Origin of the sequence: Neobacillus niacini (assembly GCF_036961885.1) — a bacterium.
GTDB lineage: Bacteria > Bacillota > Bacilli > Bacillales > Cytobacillaceae > Neobacillus > Neobacillus niacini_H.
Genome location: NZ_JBALNQ010000008.1, coordinates 214,812 through 230,807, shown reverse-complemented (window position 1 = coordinate 230,807; position 15,996 = coordinate 214,812). Strand labels below are relative to the sequence as shown.

Annotated in this window: 18 protein-coding genes; 6 read left to right on the top strand and 12 right to left on the bottom strand. The window is 38.0% G+C overall.

Going from position 1 to position 15,996, the window contains the following annotated elements; genetic code table 11:
- Window positions 1–66: 66 nt before the first annotated feature.
- The 10 genes from V7124_RS04735 to V7124_RS04690 form a co-directional block, all read right to left on the bottom strand.
- A complete protein-coding gene (locus V7124_RS04735; protein WP_335414541.1) occupies window positions 67–237 on the bottom strand; it encodes a hypothetical protein in 171 nt (56 codons plus the stop codon).
- A 170-nt stretch (window positions 238–407) separates the two neighbouring features.
- Window positions 408–2,189 carry an arsenical pump-driving ATPase gene (gene arsA, locus V7124_RS04730; RefSeq protein ID WP_335486643.1) on the bottom strand — a complete coding sequence of 594 codons (1,782 nt, stop codon included), beginning with the start codon at window positions 2,187–2,189 and terminating at the stop codon, window positions 408–410.
- A gap of 24 nt (window positions 2,190–2,213) precedes the next feature.
- Window positions 2,214–2,570, bottom strand: coding sequence for an arsenite efflux transporter metallochaperone ArsD (arsD, locus tag V7124_RS04725; protein WP_335486641.1), 357 nt, complete (start codon window positions 2,568–2,570; stop codon window positions 2,214–2,216).
- Between the two features lie 85 nt (window positions 2,571–2,655).
- Window positions 2,656–3,078, bottom strand: coding sequence for an arsenate reductase (thioredoxin) (arsC, locus tag V7124_RS04720; protein WP_335486638.1), 423 nt, complete (start codon window positions 3,076–3,078; stop codon window positions 2,656–2,658).
- Between the two features lie 26 nt (window positions 3,079–3,104).
- Window positions 3,105–4,160, bottom strand: a complete 1,056-nt coding sequence (gene arsB / locus V7124_RS04715; protein ID WP_335486635.1) for an ACR3 family arsenite efflux transporter — start codon at window positions 4,158–4,160, stop codon at window positions 3,105–3,107.
- 25 nt (window positions 4,161–4,185) lie between these two features.
- The gene (locus V7124_RS04710; RefSeq protein ID WP_335486632.1) at window positions 4,186–4,533 is read right to left on the bottom strand and encodes an ArsR/SmtB family transcription factor; all 348 of its coding nucleotides are present in this window, start codon (window positions 4,531–4,533) and stop codon (window positions 4,186–4,188) included.
- 127 nt (window positions 4,534–4,660) lie between these two features.
- Window positions 4,661–5,851 (bottom strand): MFS transporter, encoded by a 1,191-nt coding sequence (locus tag V7124_RS04705; RefSeq protein ID WP_335486686.1) that lies wholly within the window; start codon window positions 5,849–5,851, stop codon window positions 4,661–4,663.
- Complete coding sequence (locus V7124_RS04700; protein WP_335486630.1) at window positions 5,838–6,269, bottom strand: MarR family winged helix-turn-helix transcriptional regulator; 432 nt, start codon at window positions 6,267–6,269, stop codon at window positions 5,838–5,840. Before V7124_RS04700 ends, V7124_RS04705 begins: the two co-directional genes overlap by 14 nt.
- 175 nt (window positions 6,270–6,444) lie before the next feature.
- A complete protein-coding gene (locus tag V7124_RS04695; RefSeq protein ID WP_335486627.1) occupies window positions 6,445–7,185 on the bottom strand; it encodes an SDR family NAD(P)-dependent oxidoreductase in 741 nt (246 codons plus the stop codon).
- Window positions 7,186–7,380: 195 nt separating this feature from the next.
- Entirely contained in the window at window positions 7,381–8,265 is an 885-nt protein-coding gene (locus V7124_RS04690) for a DMT family transporter (protein ID WP_335486625.1), read from the bottom strand.
- 136 nt (window positions 8,266–8,401) lie between these two features.
- Between V7124_RS04690 and V7124_RS04685 the strand changes: the two genes are divergently transcribed.
- The 4 genes from V7124_RS04685 (at window position 8,402) to V7124_RS04670 (ending at window position 12,831) form a co-directional block, all read left to right on the top strand.
- Complete coding sequence (locus V7124_RS04685) at window positions 8,402–8,926, top strand: hypothetical protein (RefSeq protein ID WP_335486622.1); 525 nt, start codon at window positions 8,402–8,404, stop codon at window positions 8,924–8,926.
- Window positions 8,927–9,077: 151 nt separating this feature from the next.
- Window positions 9,078–10,625: a spore germination protein gene (locus tag V7124_RS04680; RefSeq protein WP_335486619.1), complete on the top strand. Its 1,548-nt coding sequence runs from the start codon at window positions 9,078–9,080 to the stop codon at window positions 10,623–10,625.
- Window positions 10,622–11,719 carry a GerAB/ArcD/ProY family transporter gene (locus V7124_RS04675; protein WP_335486684.1) on the top strand — a complete coding sequence of 366 codons (1,098 nt, stop codon included), beginning with the start codon at window positions 10,622–10,624 and terminating at the stop codon, window positions 11,717–11,719. The genes V7124_RS04680 and V7124_RS04675 overlap by 4 nt, the downstream gene beginning before the upstream one ends.
- Window positions 11,716–12,831 (top strand): Ger(x)C family spore germination protein, encoded by a 1,116-nt coding sequence (locus tag V7124_RS04670; protein ID WP_335486616.1) that lies wholly within the window; start codon window positions 11,716–11,718, stop codon window positions 12,829–12,831. Before V7124_RS04675 ends, V7124_RS04670 begins: the two co-directional genes overlap by 4 nt.
- A 114-nt stretch (window positions 12,832–12,945) precedes the next feature.
- On the opposite strand, the gene yidA is transcribed toward V7124_RS04670, so the two are convergent.
- Window positions 12,946–13,758 (bottom strand): sugar-phosphatase, encoded by an 813-nt coding sequence (gene yidA, locus V7124_RS04665; protein ID WP_335486613.1) that lies wholly within the window; start codon window positions 13,756–13,758, stop codon window positions 12,946–12,948.
- A gap of 215 nt (window positions 13,759–13,973) precedes the next feature.
- On the opposite strand from yidA, the gene V7124_RS26225 reads away from it, so the two are divergent.
- Window positions 13,974–14,468: a CBO0543 family protein gene (locus V7124_RS26225; RefSeq protein ID WP_420489532.1), complete on the top strand. Its 495-nt coding sequence runs from the start codon at window positions 13,974–13,976 to the stop codon at window positions 14,466–14,468.
- Window positions 14,386–14,946, top strand: coding sequence for a CBO0543 family protein (locus V7124_RS04660; protein ID WP_335486610.1), 561 nt, complete (start codon window positions 14,386–14,388; stop codon window positions 14,944–14,946). The genes V7124_RS26225 and V7124_RS04660 overlap by 83 nt, the downstream gene beginning before the upstream one ends.
- Before the next feature lie 234 nt (window positions 14,947–15,180).
- On the opposite strand, the gene V7124_RS04655 is transcribed toward V7124_RS04660, so the two are convergent.
- A complete protein-coding gene (locus tag V7124_RS04655) occupies window positions 15,181–15,354 on the bottom strand; it encodes a hypothetical protein (protein WP_335486608.1) in 174 nt (57 codons plus the stop codon).
- Window positions 15,355–15,996 lie beyond the last annotated feature (642 nt).

Here is a 15,996-nt window from a genome sequence, read left to right as displayed (position 1 = left end):
TACGAAAACAGCCTTTATTAAAAAAGGGAAGCTAGTCTACTCAACTAGCTTCCCCTTTTCTACCTATTAACAACAGTCGCTTTCATTCCCAACTAATACAAGCCCATTCGCCTCTTGGCTGAAATCTAACGTAAGATTTTCTGTATGTGGCTCTATATCAGGGTCGATTGCTACCATAATATCATTTATCGTTACGACATGATCCTTTTCATCCGGCTCATCCAGAGCCAGTCCCACACGTGGCTGTCCTCAGGATATGCCCATAAAATAGACACGGATATTTTTAGCATCGTTTTCTTGAAGCAATTGCTTCAATACATCACGGGCTTGGTCTGTAATATTCATCTCCCCATCACCTTTCAAAAAATTCACTTACTTATCTTACTTGGTTTTTCTCATTTTGGAAATTAAAAAGTCCCATTAATAAATCTTTTTACCTGGTCATATCCCTTTGTCTCTTCACTCATTAACGGAACAATTGCCGTTCTCTCGGCTAATTCAGTTGTAACCTTTTGAATCCAGCCGGCTTCAGCAGCCGCTCTTCCCTTTAAAATGGGATCTTTTGTTTCAGTAGCGTATAAACTTTGGTTAATAATCCACCAGTTGGGCGTAATATCGGCACGTATTAAATCATCCTGCAGCCGGCTTGCTTCTAAAACAGGAGTTGCCTCAGCTAAGGTTACAATAACCACACTCGTTTCTTTCGGATTCCTTAAACGTGGAAGTAACATTTTCACACTTTCAGGTATTTCTCCTGTTGAACGAGCCAATTCCTTATGATAGGACTGAGCCGCATCTAATAATAGCAACGTGTGTCCTGTCGGTGCCGTATCAATGACCACGATTTCCTCTTGTGATCTCGCGACAACTTCTGCAAAAGCTCGAAAGACTGCAATCTCTTCTGTACAAGGAGAGTTCAAATCTTCTTGTATATACGCAATTGCTTCTTCATCAAGCTCAGCACTTATTTTTGATAAAACTTCTGCTTTGTACGCCTCAACTTCTTCTACCGGATGAATACGGCTGATGGTTAAGTTGTCATTTTGTTCGCTATTTTTGAAAACAAACTCTAAATGGGCAGCCGGGTCTGTGGTCGTGAGATGTACTTTATGACCCTTTTCTACTAATCCAACGGCGATTGCCGATGCGATCGTGGTCTTTCCAACACCACCCTTCCCCATTGTAAAAATGACTCTTGCATTGTTTTTCGAGAAATCCTCAATCACCTTATTTAGACGAGGTAATGATAGTGGCGGGTCCTCTTTACCCTCAGATGGTTTAGCAGGCATGGTGTATTGTTTAAATAAGTATCGGAGGTTTTCTATACCTGTTAAGGAATACGACACAAATGGCAACGAATACGTCACAACTTGCTTTAGTTCAATTGGCATTTGATGGATCGCCTGGCGTTGCCGCTCATAAAATGAAGATGAAATTTTATCTTCAGGTAGATAGGATTGCAATAATCCATTTATGATCAGCGCCTGGTTTGAAATGCCAATTTCTTTTAACTCTTTTGATGCACGATTTGCCTCAAGCAAAGATGACTCATCTGGTCTGGCAACAAGAATTAGGGTTGTTTTTTTAGAATCGGAAAGAGTGTCCATGGTGATGGAATAAATCTGTTTCTTTTCAGACAATCCCGATAACGGGCCCAAACAAGAAGCTCCGTGGGTATTTTCTTCTAAAAAGCCACTCCAGGCAGTTGGCAGCTGCAGCAGACGAAGCGTATGACCGGTAGGAGCTGTATCAAAGATGATATGCTCGTATGCATCAACAACAGTTGGATCGGAAAGCAAGTTGGTGAATTCATCAAACGCTGCAATCTCAACGGTACAAGCACCTGACAATTGTTCCTCCATGTTAACTACCACTGCGTAAGGGAGTTTCCCGCGATAAGGTCCAATCATTTTGTCTCGGTATGCTCTTGCGGCTACTTCTGGATCAAGATTACAAGCATAAAGATTCGCTACTTTTGGGATTGCCATCGGTGTATTGGTTAGACCAACTTCCAATACGTCCTGTAAATTAGAGGCAGGATCCGTACTGACGAGCAAAACCTTTTTTCCCTCATCTGCTAATGTCACGGCCGTAGCACAAGCTGTTGAAGTCTTCCCTACGCCACCTTTTCCTGTAAAGAATAAAAATTTAGTGGTAACAATCTTTTTCGTATCGAAAGATTGGAACATGGTATTCACTTCTTCCTAAACTGATTATTTTAATTCAATTTTTACATTTGCCGTTTGTTTTTTAGAAAGCTCTTCCACTTTTACACCAAACCATACCGCTAATTCTTCGTTAGTTGGGTAAGCTCCCATTTTCGCAATTTGGTCATCCACGATCGTAATGGGAAGCGAATCTGGTCCTTTTTCATGAAGGACTTTGTTTACTTCCATGTTTTCAACAAATTTGGCAGGCTCGGTCCCAAGGTTATATCGTTTAATATCAAAGCCTCTTTTTTCTAGCAAAAAGATGGCAGTGGCTACTCTTGTTAGTTCAGGATCAACACTTGGTCCACAAACACCCGTAGGGCAGCATAATGCGGGATCAAAGATTTCTACTTTACTCATAAAAACACTCTCCTAACTAACATAAGTATTTACTTATATAAACAATAAAGGCTTGTCCAAGAGGATTGGACTCTTGGCTACCTTTTTACTCGCCAGTTTCAGCAAAAGTCTTAATGCGGTCACCGATTTCATCACGGACTCGCTGGAAAAAAGTCCATTTTTCTTGATCTGTTCCTTGAGCTTTCGCTGGGTCATCAAATCCCCAGTGAACTCGTTTAACCTTTGGTGGTGTGATTGGACACTTATCAGCAGCGTCTCCGCACAACGTTACAACCAAATCAGCATTGTTTAAATATTCAGGTTCGATAATATCTGAAGTATGAGTGGAAATATCAATTCCAGCTTCTTTCATCGCTTTTACTGCATTTGGATTTAAGCCGTGAGCTTCAATACCGGCACTCCGTACTTCCCACTCATTGCCTAAATGTTTTTTTGCCCAGCCTTCTGCCATTTGGCTGCGACAAGAGTTTCCTGTACATAAGAAGTAAAGTTTCTTTTTGTTTTCCAAGTTGGTTTCCACCTTTACAATTTGAATTAAGCAGTATGCTCTGTAAAATACTTTCGTTTAAACCAAAGGGCCACGTTGACCAATGCAATCATGACAGGTACTTCCACAAGTGGGCCAATAACAGCCGCGAAAGCAGCCCCAGAATGGATTCCAAATACACCAACTGCTACAGCAATCGCTAATTCAAAGTTATTACTTCCAGCTGTAAACGCAAGCGTTGTGGTGACCGGATAATTCGCTCCAATCTTCTTTCCCATGAAAAAGGATACAAAGAACATGATGACAAAGTAAATGAGTAATGGAATCGCGATACGTACCACATCGAATGGCAAGGCAACGATTGCGTCTCCTTTTAACGAGAACATGAGGATAATCGTAAATAGTAAAGCCATTAATGTGATCGGACTTATTTTTGGAATAAATACTTTTTCATACCATTGTCTGCCTTTTGCTTTTACTAAAGAAAAACGTGTAATCATTCCTGCTATAAATGGGATACCTAAATAGATAAAAACAGATTTTGCCACTTCCAACATGGTAATGTTTACAACGGCACCCTCCAGCCCCATCCATTCTGGAATGACGGTAACAAACACATAGGCGTAAACGGAAAAGAACAGCAATTGGAATACAGAGTTAAAGGCAACTAAACCCGCTGCATATTCTGTATCGCCTTTAGCCAGGTCATTCCAAACAATCACCATTGCAATACACCGTGCCAAACCAATCAAGATTAATCCCACCATATATTCTGGTTGATCAGGTAGAAAAATGATGGCTAATAAAAACATTAGGATTGGACCGATGATCCAGTTTTGCACAAGCGATAATACTAACACCTTTACATCTTTAAAAACTCGGCCAATTTCCTCATAACGAACCTTCGCTAATGGCGGATACATCATTAAAATTAATCCAATTGCTAACGGAACCGATGTCGTTCCTACTTGCAAACGGTTCATCCCTTCCACGAATCCTGGAGATATGAATCCCAAGCCAATCCCAACTGCCATCGCTAAAAATATCCATAGCGTGAGGTACCGATCTAAAAACGACAACCGTTTCTTATCTGTTTTACTCATTGTCTCACTCCCCATTTCAGTAAAGCTAACATCCGCATTGAAGTGTCGGATTTGCTTTTTCAATCATGTTGATTTTATCAGTCTGGTCTGGTACATGCTCCAATATATCTTCTATCAGTTTATATAGTTCACTATCATGATTAAGGGAATAATAGATCCACTGACCTCTTCTTTCCTCTTTTACCATCTCTAAGTCTTTTAATTTTCGAAGATGCTGGCTAATAGACGGCTGACTCATATCAAACACTTCAAGAATTTCACATACACAACATTCACGTTGTTTTAAAATAGCAATGATCGTTAACCGCGTTTTATCACCTAACAATTTTAAAACAGCAGCGGTTCGCTCTAATTCAACATTTAGTTTTACCATTAAGGACACCCCCTCTTTTCATATAAGTAAATAATGATTTACTTATATATTATTCCCAAAAACAATTGATTACAAGTACCAAAAAATCAAAAAAGGAACATCTCTTTCATGATGTCCCTTTTACATACTAATGAGCTAAAATACTCGACCTTTCTTTCTTCCCGTGCAATAAAAAGTAAAGAATGGTAGAGGTTAAAACTACAAACCCTAAGATGGCATAGAGTGTACTGAAGGTTGCGAATGAAATGATGAATCCAAGCAGATAGGGTCCAAATCCAAGTCCTGCATCAAGAAATATAAAGAAAGTCGATGTTGCCAGTCCCATCCGATGAGGAGGTGTCAACTTAATCGCGATCGCCTGCGTACATGACTGCATATTACCAAATCCAAGTCCAATCAGTACACCAGCTACTAATAATGTGATGCTATTGTGGGCGAAACTTAAAAGCAGCATTCCGGCAGTAAAGACAATAAATGCAGGATACATAATATAGTTTGCACCTTTTACATCCATTAAACGACCTGTAAATGGACGTGAAACCAATATGGCTAATGAATAGACTAAGAAAAAGAAACTTGCTGTTTGAACGAGGTCGATTTCTCTAGCATAGAAATTGATAAACGAAAGGACACCAGAGTAACAGAAGGCTAATACCAGAATAATAATTGCAATCGGAATGGCCTTAGGTTCAATAAAGTTCGAAAGCTTGAATCCTTTTATTTCAGTTGTTTTAACTGGTACCTCCAGTGCCGGTACATACACAAAAAATGCTGTAACTAAACTGATGATTCCTAGAGCTAAACAGAAACTAAAAATCATTTGAAAGCTAGTATGCTGAGTCATATATAATCCAACGAATGGTCCTATAGCCGTGGCCAATGTCGCACTCATGCTGTAATAGCCGATCCCTTCCCCTCTTCGTGTTTTCGGGATAATCTGAGCAACGATTGTTCCTGTCGCCGTACTCGCCATCCCTAGTGTAATCCCATGCAAGAAACGAACAAGCAAGAGGAAGCTGACACCGTAATGAACAAAATATAAAAGAGTGACCAAAGTAAAAAGAGTGATACCAATGAATAACGTTTTCTTACGGCCAATTAACTCAATATGGCGGCCAATAAAGATTCTTCCGATTAAAACCCCGATAATAAAAATCCCGGTTACTAGCCCTGCTTGACTTGTAGAGGCATTAAATTCATTTACGGCATAGACACCCATGATAACGATTAATAAATAAAAGACTACCGTTAAGAAGAAATTAATCGTTGAAACAATGATAAAATCTTTCGTCCACAATGGAGGTTTATTCAATTTTATCACCTTCTTTTTTCTTAAAATTTTCTTGAATCCTAGGAAGAGTGTGAAAAACCACTTCTTGCTCCTCCTTCGCGATACCATCCATAATCGTAAATTCTAAATCCGTTATCCTTTTCCGACACGCTTGGTAAACCTCTTCTCCTAATTCGGTTAACTGAATGATTTTTTCCCTTCTATCCTGACCAGCAATTTGCCTTACAAGTTGAAGTTCTTCCAAACGGTGAACCCGCCGAGTAATGGTCGGCTTTTCTACATTGTACTGATTTGCAATATCTACAAGGGTCGAGGGACCATTATTTTTTATATAAAAAACGACCTGCCATAAAGAATAAGAAAGCTCATAAGCGCTCAATAATTCATTTAGTGACGTGATAAGTGTTCGATACAGACCTAAATAGCGTTGAAAAAATCCTTCCAAATCTGTTCTCCCCTTTCTTACGAAAAATAATTACCCTAGGTAACTATATTTATTTTTGAAAGAGATGTCAATGGAAATGCTTGAAACAACGGTGCCTGTCACCATGGCCACAAGCACACAAAAGGCAGGTAATCGTTAATGATTACCTGCCTCTTCTCTAAAAGATTAGCAATAATTATAATGCAGCCGATCCACCATCGATGGAAATAACGGCACCATGAATATAGGATGCTTGATCGCTAAGTAGAAATGCTACTACATTCCCTACTTCATGGGGTTGGCCTAATCTACCCATCGGTACGGCATCAGCCATTGCTTTAATCGCTTCTGCTGGGAATGCTTTTACCATCGGTGTTTCATTGGTTCCTGGAGCAATAGCATTGATACGGATATTATCTCTTCCATATTCTCCAGCGATGGTTTTTGTGAGGCCAATGACAGCATGTTTTGTCGCGGAATAAGCCCCTAATGTAGGCATTCCAACTAGGCCGCCAAGAGAGGCAGTATTGACAATCGATCCACCGCCAGTTTTTAGCATCTCATTCACAACATACTTCAAACCATAGAATACACCTTTTAAATTCACATTTACAATGCTATCAAATTCTTCTTCAGAACATTCTAACGTTCGAACGCCAGAACCGGAAATTCCAGCATTGTTAAAAAATAGATCTATTTTTCCAAAACGGTCAACGGTTTCGGCTACATATTTTTTTACATCCTCTACTTTACTCACATCTGCTTGAATAAAAATAGCATCACTGCCTAATTTTTCACAAAGCTGTACCGTCTCTTCTCCTTTTTCTTTAGACAAATCTACTATTGATATATTTACTCCATTTTGAGCAAGTTTTAATGCAGCTTCCCTTCCGAACCCACTGCCCCCGCCTGTAATAATCGCTGTTTTCCCTAGCATTTAATCCACTCCATTATGTAGTATTGTGATGTTCATACTATAACCATTACAATGATTTTCATTATGTGAAATAATGAGCAATCCATACTTTAATTATAGCACTTTGTAGTTTTTTAGGCACAATTTACAGCAAGCTGCCTGTGTCAATTTCTTGACATTAAAGTCGGTTCACTACTTACAATTGCCCTAGGCTGGCTAATTCGATCGGCTATTTAGCCTTTTTCGTTGATACGTTGATAGTAATACTCCTCCTACAATAAAGAGTGATCCTAAAATTTCTACTCCCGTTATTGGTTTGTATAGCAATATCAATCCCATGATCATGGCTACAAAAGGTTCTAAATTAGATAAGATAGAAGCCTTTGAAGCATCCACATGTCTAATGTTGTTATTCCAAATCAATGTGGCTATACCGTGTACAACAACAGCAGTTCCTATTAAAAAAGACCAATCCGACATCTTAGAGCTTATTTGTAAAGGAGTGTCTAATAAAAAAGCAAAAGGAATCGACACGATCAAGCCTACAACATTTGAATATAAAGTAATGGTAAGTGGACCTATTCTATGAGAAAGAAGCCTGGTCATGATAATCATAATGGCGAATGTTATCATCGTTAAAACAATCCATAATAGACCTTTATCGATTTGTAAAGAAGATAAATTCCCTTTTGCGACAACAAAATAAATACCTATGATTGCCACAACAGACCCCATCAGCATACGACTTGTTAATTTTTCTTTTAAAAAAATGGCAGCGAGTATGCTTGTTAAAATAGGGGTAGTGGCCAAAATTAATGCAGATGTTGTTGGATCAGCTGTTTGTAATCCGACAAAAAAAGACCATTGGTTGATAAAAACACCAATAACCCCTAGAAAAATAACCGCTAGTAAATCCGATTTTTGAACCCGTTTAAAGTCTTTTTTGTATGAGGATAATCCAATTAAAAATAGGACAATAAACAAAAGTCTAAGCATGGTTAATAGGGCTGGGGAAAAATCTTGGACTAACATCTTTCCAAATACAAAATTGCTTCCCCACACGATTACACAAAATGTTAGTGAAGCATAGGCTTTTAACATAGGTATCCCCCCTCCTTCAGCAAAATACTAACTGTCCTATTTTATACTTACTAGGATTGGTCGTATACATTTTTGTTTGGAGGTACTTAACATACGTCAATTTTAGAAATTATTTCTTTAAATAATAATTTGGTTTTTGAGGAAACTAAAAGCAATAAGGGAGGGAAGGGATAAAATGCACGCTCTTTTTCGTATAGGATTGATTTTAATATCATGGGGCACTGTTTTCTTTCTCCCCAAAAAGTCGTTTTTCAAATATCTACCTGTCACACTTTTTTCAACTTTAATTATTTTAACTGAATATCTAATTGGAACTCCTCGAAACTGGTGGAAAGTAAAGGGTGGGAATAAGACGATTGCCAATAATGGATTAACCTTTGCTTTTGGACCTTATTTTATAGGAAGTCTTTGGGTATTTCGTTTAACTTATGGAAGGTTTTGGTTATATACTCTTCTTAATTTAATTTTAGATTGGCTACTTGCTTATCCATTAAATACATTTTTTGAAAAAATCAATCTCTATAAATTAAAGAAAATTAAACCAATTCATCTTTTTTTATTTTCGTTGGCTTATTCATTTGTGAATTATGGTTTCCAATTAATTTTAGATAAAAACCAACCGACCGAACAAGAAATACACCAAAAACAGAAAAGGTCTTAGGGATTTAACCTTAAGACCCTTCATAAAAATTCCAAAGTATGCCCCTATGGTCACCTCGACCCTCTCCTCGTCCCCAATAAAAGATTTTGCATAACCATCCACGTTGAAGCACAAACTATCCTATCTTATTCATTATAGGTGGAGTTTTCCTATGCTTTTTTTTCGAAAATACGGTAGAAAATTACAGAAGCGAGATTTATCGCCAAAGCACGAAAATACCTCTTCCCAAGATCTGATAAGTTCTGAACTTGTTAAGAACTTGGCTGAAATCCAAAACATATTTTGCGATACTCCAGATTTAGTTATGAAAAACTTTGTACTTAAACAAACAACCAGACAAGTAACACTTGTCTATTTAAGCGGGCTTACGGATAAGAATACGATTAATAACGCGATATTAAGATCACTTTTATTTGAAGCTGAGAATACGGATAGAGACCTGGATGAAAAAGTGGCATTTGGTCAAATAAAAGAAACAACTACATGGAAGAAAATTGAAGATGCCATTTTACAAGGAAATAGTGTCCTATTTATGGATGGACGGGCAGTTGCGTATGAATTCGATACACAAGGATGGCCTCAACGAGGAGTTGAGGATAGTCAAATTGAGTCTTCATTACGGGGGGCACATGAAGGGTTCACCGAAACGGGAGGAACGAATATTGCCTTGATTCGCAGGCATATTCCAAGCCGAGAGCTGAAAATAAAAGAAATGACGATTGGTGAAAGAGGAAAAATCAAAATTTCTATTATGTACTTAGCCGATGTTGCCAATCCTGAAATATTGCAAGAGCTCGTTGACCGAATAAACAAACTGAAGGTCGATCACATCATAAATACGGCTTCATTGGCAGAATACATTGAGGACAACCCGTATTCTCCGTTCCCACAATTATTTCTAACAGAACGTCCTGATTTTGCAGCGTCGGAAATTTTTCAAGGGCGAATCGTTGTAGTTGTAGACCGGTCGCCTAACGTCCTCATTGGACCGGCAACATTTGAAACTTTTTTCAAGAGTATAGATGATTATAGCGTTCGTTGGATGGCTGCCTCTTTTTTAAGGTTTATGCGGTATTTTGGTTTTTTTGCTGCGATCTTTCTGCCGGCTACCTATATTGCCGTCATTGCCTTTCATTTTGAAATCATACCCTTAAAGTTACTTTTATCTGTTGGTGCCTCGAGGGAGAAGGTTCCATTTCCACCATTTATTGAAGCAATCATCATGGAAATCACATTAGAAATGCTGCGCGAAGCAGGGGTACGCCTCCCAGCAAAAATTGGTCAAACCGTTGGGATTGTTGGTGGTATCGTGATTGGCCAAGCAGCGGTTCAAGCAGGTATCGTTAGTAATATCATGGTGATTGTCGTAGCTTTAACAGCCATCGCTTCCTTTATTATTCCCAATTATGATATGGGGGCGGCGATCCGTATGCTCCGTTTTCCAATGATGATCGCAGCTTCATTATTTGGTTTCGTTGGACTCACAGTCGGGTTAATGACCTTAGTTGCCCACTTTGTTTCCCTTGAATCATTAGGTACCCCCTATGGCAGCCCACTCGCTCCATTACGATTCTCAGATTGGAAGGATCTATTTATTCGCTTTCCGGTGTGGTCTAACATAAAACGCCCTGAAAGTGCGAGAGCCATTCAAAGGAAAAAAGCGAATCCCAGACCTTCAGAGGGTGAAGAAAATTGGTGAAACATAATAAAAATCAACTAACGTTTATGCAATATATCTTTTTAATTCATGGTGTTCAAGCAGGGGTTGGACTATTAGCACTACCACGTGAATTAGCTGAAATCGCAGGGACGGACGGATGGATTTCCATTATTATTGGCTATTTTTTATCAACAGCTGCTGGTTTACTCATCATTCAGGTAATGAAAAAATACCCAAATGGAACCATCCTTGATCTCATCACCCATTATTTTGGAAAGTGGGTCGGAAAAATCGCTGCTCTCGTTTTTGGCTTGTATTTTGCCTTTTTAGCATCAATCATTTTTATTAGGGAATGTCTCTTTATCCAATTTTGGATTTTACCGCAAACAGACTTGTTTATCTTGATGTTATTATTGTCCATTCCTACTTACTTGATTGTGCGAAATAATATTAAAATAATCGCCAGGTACTCCCAATTGGTTTTTTTTATGACGGCATGGATGATTTTCTTCTATTTTCCGCCTTTGAAGGAAGCCCACTGGCTCCATCTCCTGCCTGTTGTAAAGGAAGGCTGGATACCTATTTTCACAGCAGTTAAGATAACGATTTTTTCCTTTATAGGATTTGAAATCACCTTTTTTCTCTATCCTTCACTGCAGAAAAAACATAAGGCATCCTCAGGATTTGTCATTGCGAATACTCTTACACTATCTATTCTATTGACGATCACGATTGTCATCTTTACTTTTTTTAGTCCAGACGAAATTACTCAATTTAAAGAACCAACCATAAGTGTGTTAAAAATCGTTGAATTTAAGTTTTTGGAAAGAGTGGAAATTGTCTTTCTCTCCCTCTATATATTTGTCATCTCTACGACAGTCTTGCCTTTAATGTATTCAACTGTTTTCTGTTTAAGTCAATTATTTGGCGCACAAAATCACAGTAAATTTGTGAGCTGGTATCTCCTTTTAAACCTTGTATATATTATGTTTATCACTCAATCGTTTGATAGAAATGATCACCTTTCAAAACTAGTTCAGCCAATAAGTCTATTCCTTGCTTACGTTTTTCCTATTTGTTTATTCATTTATGTTTCGATTCATGACCGTGTAAAAAGGAGGACCAATCTATGAAACGTAGTGTACCTGTGCTCGTTTCCCTTCTTCTCGTTATCCTTCTATCTAGTTGTGGAAGTAAACCTCCGTTAGAGGATTTGACTCTTGCGTTAATCCTTGGTGTGGATTTAGATGATAAAAATAATTTGACCTTTTATGAATTAAATCCAGTTTTTAGTAAAGGCGCCAAGAAAGGGTTGGAGGCATATGGAGTAAGGGCGAAAACGATTCGAGATTCCAGAAGATTATTTGACGGCTTAACAACGGGAGAAGTCACCGCTGGAAAAATCCAAGTCTTACTAGTGGGCGAACGTGTCTTGGAACAGGCTGGCTGGTTTTCTATTTTGGATACCGTCTACCGGAATCCAAATTTCTCTATGAATACCCGAGTAGTAGCCGTTAAGGGTCCTGTTTCAGATGTTATCTTTTACAATCCTGGTGAAAAACCGGAATTATCTTTGCACATAAAAGCAGTGATTGATAAAAGTTATGATCGAGCGAGGGCAGTAAAAGGGACTCTTCAAGAATTACACAGGGAGGTCTATGAGAAAGGTATGACTCCCATTATTTCCGAAGTGAAAAAGAAAAAAAAACTGGAATATTCGGGAATGGCTCTTCTTTATAATAAAGGGAAATATGCTGCTTCCCTGGATGTTCCTGAATCGACATTGCTACTTGTGTTAAAAAATGAAAAGAGGCATGAAGTCACCATGACGATTCCTGTTTTCCCAATCGATAAAGAGAAGGATATCTTCCATAAAAACGAGATGAGCATTCAGGCCAGTAGAGTAAAAACGAAGATAAAGACAGGATATAAAAACAATACCTTCCATTTTGACGTGAAAGTCAATATGAATGTAAATATAATGGAACGTATCTTTCCTGAGGACAAGGTCAAAAAAGCAGAGTTAGTAAAGTTGATGGAAAAAGAACTGCAAAAACAATTTACTGACCTCATTAAGAAAATCCAAAAGAAAAAATTGGATCCCATCGGATTTGGGCTCTACGCACGTGCATACCATTATGAGCAATTTAAAAAAGTGGACAATGACTGGGGCAAAGCACTTGCTGAATCCGATATCAAAGTTTCAGTAAATGTAAAAGTAAACGCGTACGGAGCTGTGAAATAATCGGATCGCCCTAAATTAAAGGACATGAGTCAGTATGCACCGAACTCATGTCCAACGTATTACAAATATAGTCTAGCCTTTTACCGTTCCATAGCTTTCCGCCTTATCAAATATTCAATGATTCAGTACTAATTTTTCAATCGCAAAGGCTACCCCATTTTCATTATTGGACAAGGTATGGAACTGTGCCGCTTCTTTTACGACGGATACGGCATTGGCCATTGCCACTCCACAGCCAGCATACTCAACCATACTTAGATCATTTTCGCCATCCCCGATGCAGATGACCTCTTCCTGTTTAATCCCAAGTTTTTCGGCAAGTAGTCTGACCGCATTTCCTTTGCTGACGCGTGGGTCAAGAATTTCTAAAAAGAACGGAGTACTTTTTACAAACGTATATTTATCCCAGAATGATTCAGGTATATTGGCAATATTCGTATCTAAACGGTCCGGTTCATCGATAAACATGACTTTCGGAATCAGCATGTCATTTGGTACTTCATCGATTGGCCGATAATGGATAGGAATTTGATTGATATGGGCTTCATGAACGGTGTATCGGCTTATCTCTCTATTAGGGGTATAAAGATTTTCGGTATCAAAGAACTGAATCGGCGAATGGATCTTTTGGCTTAATTCGTATAGTTCTTTTAAGTTTTCATAGGTTAAAGTAATTTGGGATTCTACATCCTTGGTGTGAGTATTTTGTACAAGAGCCCCATTAAATGTAATCACATAGTCATCTTCATCATTTAATTTTAGTTCCTCAATAATCGATTGGACACCAACAATCGGCCTGCCCGTACAAATGACCACCTTCACGCCTTTTGCCTTGGCAGCTTGAATGGCGTCATTTACTTCTTTTGTAATTTCTTTTCGATCATTCATCAGCGTTCCATCAATATCGATTGCTACTAATTTATACAAAACTTGTCCTCCTAAATTCTAGTTGTCAGTAAAGCATATCCCTATACTACAAGAAGGACATTTATTAATCCAGACTGACAGATCATTTCAAAACTAGTTGGCTGTCCATAACAAGCATAAAGTGCCCAAGTTTCACGCTGCCTTTTGATAATTTCACAAATTGGGATAATTATTTCTGTTATATCAAAAACTAATTCAAAAAAAGGCTTGATAACATGAATTCAGATTATTATGTGACGCTTTTACTATGGATCGTTTTACCTTGTATTCTTTGGAAAGTTACCCCTCGAAATCGACTACGGGAAGCAATTGCTACCTTATTGTTTTTTCAGATGTTAACGTGGTTATTTAGCATTTTTCTTACATATTTCGGCTTATACAAACCACCCTTTCGACTTTTCATGCATGCCACTAAAATTAACTGGACTATGGAATATTTAGTTTTTCCTTTTTTCGCCATCCTGTTCCAACTAAACTTTCCAAAAAATGCACATTATTTTAGACGTCTGTTACATTATTTGTTTTGGGTAGGAATGATTTTATCTGCGATGGTCTTATTAGGTCAAATCAGTAACATGGTAAATAGTGATATTGAAAGCATTATAAGAAGTTTTTTTAATTTTATCATTGAATTATGGTTATGCCGTCAGTATATCACCTGGCTTATGGACCATCCTGTTTATGAAAGGTTGGAACAAAATGAAGGTTGACCAGTTGATTATATATATTATATATGCGTGTACTTTTATTTCTTTAGCATTTATACCAAAAGATAAAGTAAGGGATGCCAGTATCATATTCTTATATCAACAGGCCGTAACATGGTTTGCTGGGCTTCTCGCTGTAGAATTAAACTTATTAGAATATCCTGTTCGGGAGCTCGCGAAGGTGAATGGAACCAGCTTTTTATATGAGTTCTTTTCATATCCCGTCATCACGATCTTCTTTTGTTTCTATTATCCACGAACAAGTAAAAGGTGGAAAAAAATTATATATATAAGTGCATTTAGCACAGGACTCACTGTACCCGAAGTTATTTTTGAACATTATACGCATCTCATTAAATACATAAGATGGGAATGGTATGTAACTTGGGCAACCGTTTATGCTACCTTATTTTTAGCGTGGGTATTTTATAAATGGTACTTTAAGTTGAATAACCGTAAAAAAGTCTTGGTGCACCACTGAAAAAGTCCGTCTAAAGAGAAAAAGAAGCTAACAATCTACAATTTGTAGGAGGTTAGCTTCTTCTTATTGTCTACATACAGATAAAACCCCTCGAGAAATCGCACTTTTTCAGTGGCCTCGAACCGTCCCATGGCCCTTTGTGCCATCAGAAACGTTCCCTTGGTTTACAGCATTTTCTCAATGACTGAATTCGCTGTGCATTCTTTATTAAGGACAGATTCTTTGTATGTTCTCTTAAAATACTCCGTATAAAGTAAATCTAACAGGTACAATTGCCGAAAGACTTCCTCCTTGTAGAGGACCTTCATTTGCACCGCATAGCAAGGTAATATCTGCATAACTAGTTAAAGGTGATTTGGCAAAACGAGTAATGCCCATCTCTACTCCACAGCCAGCATACTCAATCATATTTTGGAACTAAGTTGTAAAAAAGGTATTTTTTGTTTATAATATCCATATATTAAAAAAGAAGGTAATAGTATCACTCCTCTTCTGTAGCCTTAGCTACTTCTACTTCTCCGATGTTTTTTTCTCTACTATCACCACTGCTAACAATTGAAAAATAGATCAACAACCTACCAAACTTCTACAAAAATCAAAGAATGACACGTTCATATAGAAAGTTAATATACGTTCTAAATACCCTAAGATAAGGAGTGCTTCAGAAATGGGATATTTAATTATTATCATTAGTTGTTTTGTTATTTACTACGTATATAAAATTTGGAACGAATACAAATCTGGTAAATCGTCAGGGAGACCCTCTTCTTCAACGGATTTGAAAACTAGAAATGAAATTAATAGATACAAAGAAATGCAAAAAATAAAATATGAAAGACGAGAATAGGGAAAAGTGCAGGCATCTTCCAAAAATTTGGATGAAGCCTGCACTTTTCGTTCTTTATAAGGGGGATTGCGGACCACCTTAAGTGAAAATTCCATCTGGGGTCTGCTCCACACCATCACCGCGTTAAACTTTAGCTGAGTGGGGGTCTGACCCCGTCTTTGACGGTTCCTCACTCTTCCAATAAGATAAAAGAATAAAGGTAT

What these genes read in the sequence shown, in the direction of transcription:
- arsA (WP_335486643.1), bottom strand. Translation starts at nt 2,189, where the DNA reads ATGTTCCAATCTTTCGATACGAAAAAGATTGTTACCACTAAATTTTTA.
- arsD (WP_335486641.1), bottom strand. Translation starts at nt 2,570, where the DNA reads ATGAGTAAAGTAGAAATCTTTGATCCCGCATTATGCTGCCCTACGGGT.
- arsB (WP_335486635.1), bottom strand. Translation starts at nt 4,160, where the DNA reads ATGAGTAAAACAGATAAGAAACGGTTGTCGTTTTTAGATCGGTACCTC.
- V7124_RS04710 (WP_335486632.1), bottom strand. Translation starts at nt 4,533, where the DNA reads ATGGTAAAACTAAATGTTGAATTAGAGCGAACCGCTGCTGTTTTAAAA.
- V7124_RS04695 (WP_335486627.1), bottom strand. Translation starts at nt 7,185, where the DNA reads ATGCTAGGGAAAACAGCGATTATTACAGGCGGGGGCAGTGGGTTCGGA.
- V7124_RS04690 (WP_335486625.1), bottom strand. Translation starts at nt 8,265, where the DNA reads ATGTTAAAAGCCTATGCTTCACTAACATTTTGTGTAATCGTGTGGGGA.
- V7124_RS04680 (WP_335486619.1), top strand. Translation starts at nt 9,078, where the DNA reads ATGCTTTTTTTTCGAAAATACGGTAGAAAATTACAGAAGCGAGATTTA.
- V7124_RS04670 (WP_335486616.1), top strand. Translation starts at nt 11,716, where the DNA reads ATGAAACGTAGTGTACCTGTGCTCGTTTCCCTTCTTCTCGTTATCCTT.
- V7124_RS26225 (WP_420489532.1), top strand. Translation starts at nt 13,974, where the DNA reads ATGAATTCAGATTATTATGTGACGCTTTTACTATGGATCGTTTTACCT.
- V7124_RS04655 (WP_335486608.1), bottom strand. Translation starts at nt 15,354, where the DNA reads ATGATTGAGTATGCTGGCTGTGGAGTAGAGATGGGCATTACTCGTTTT.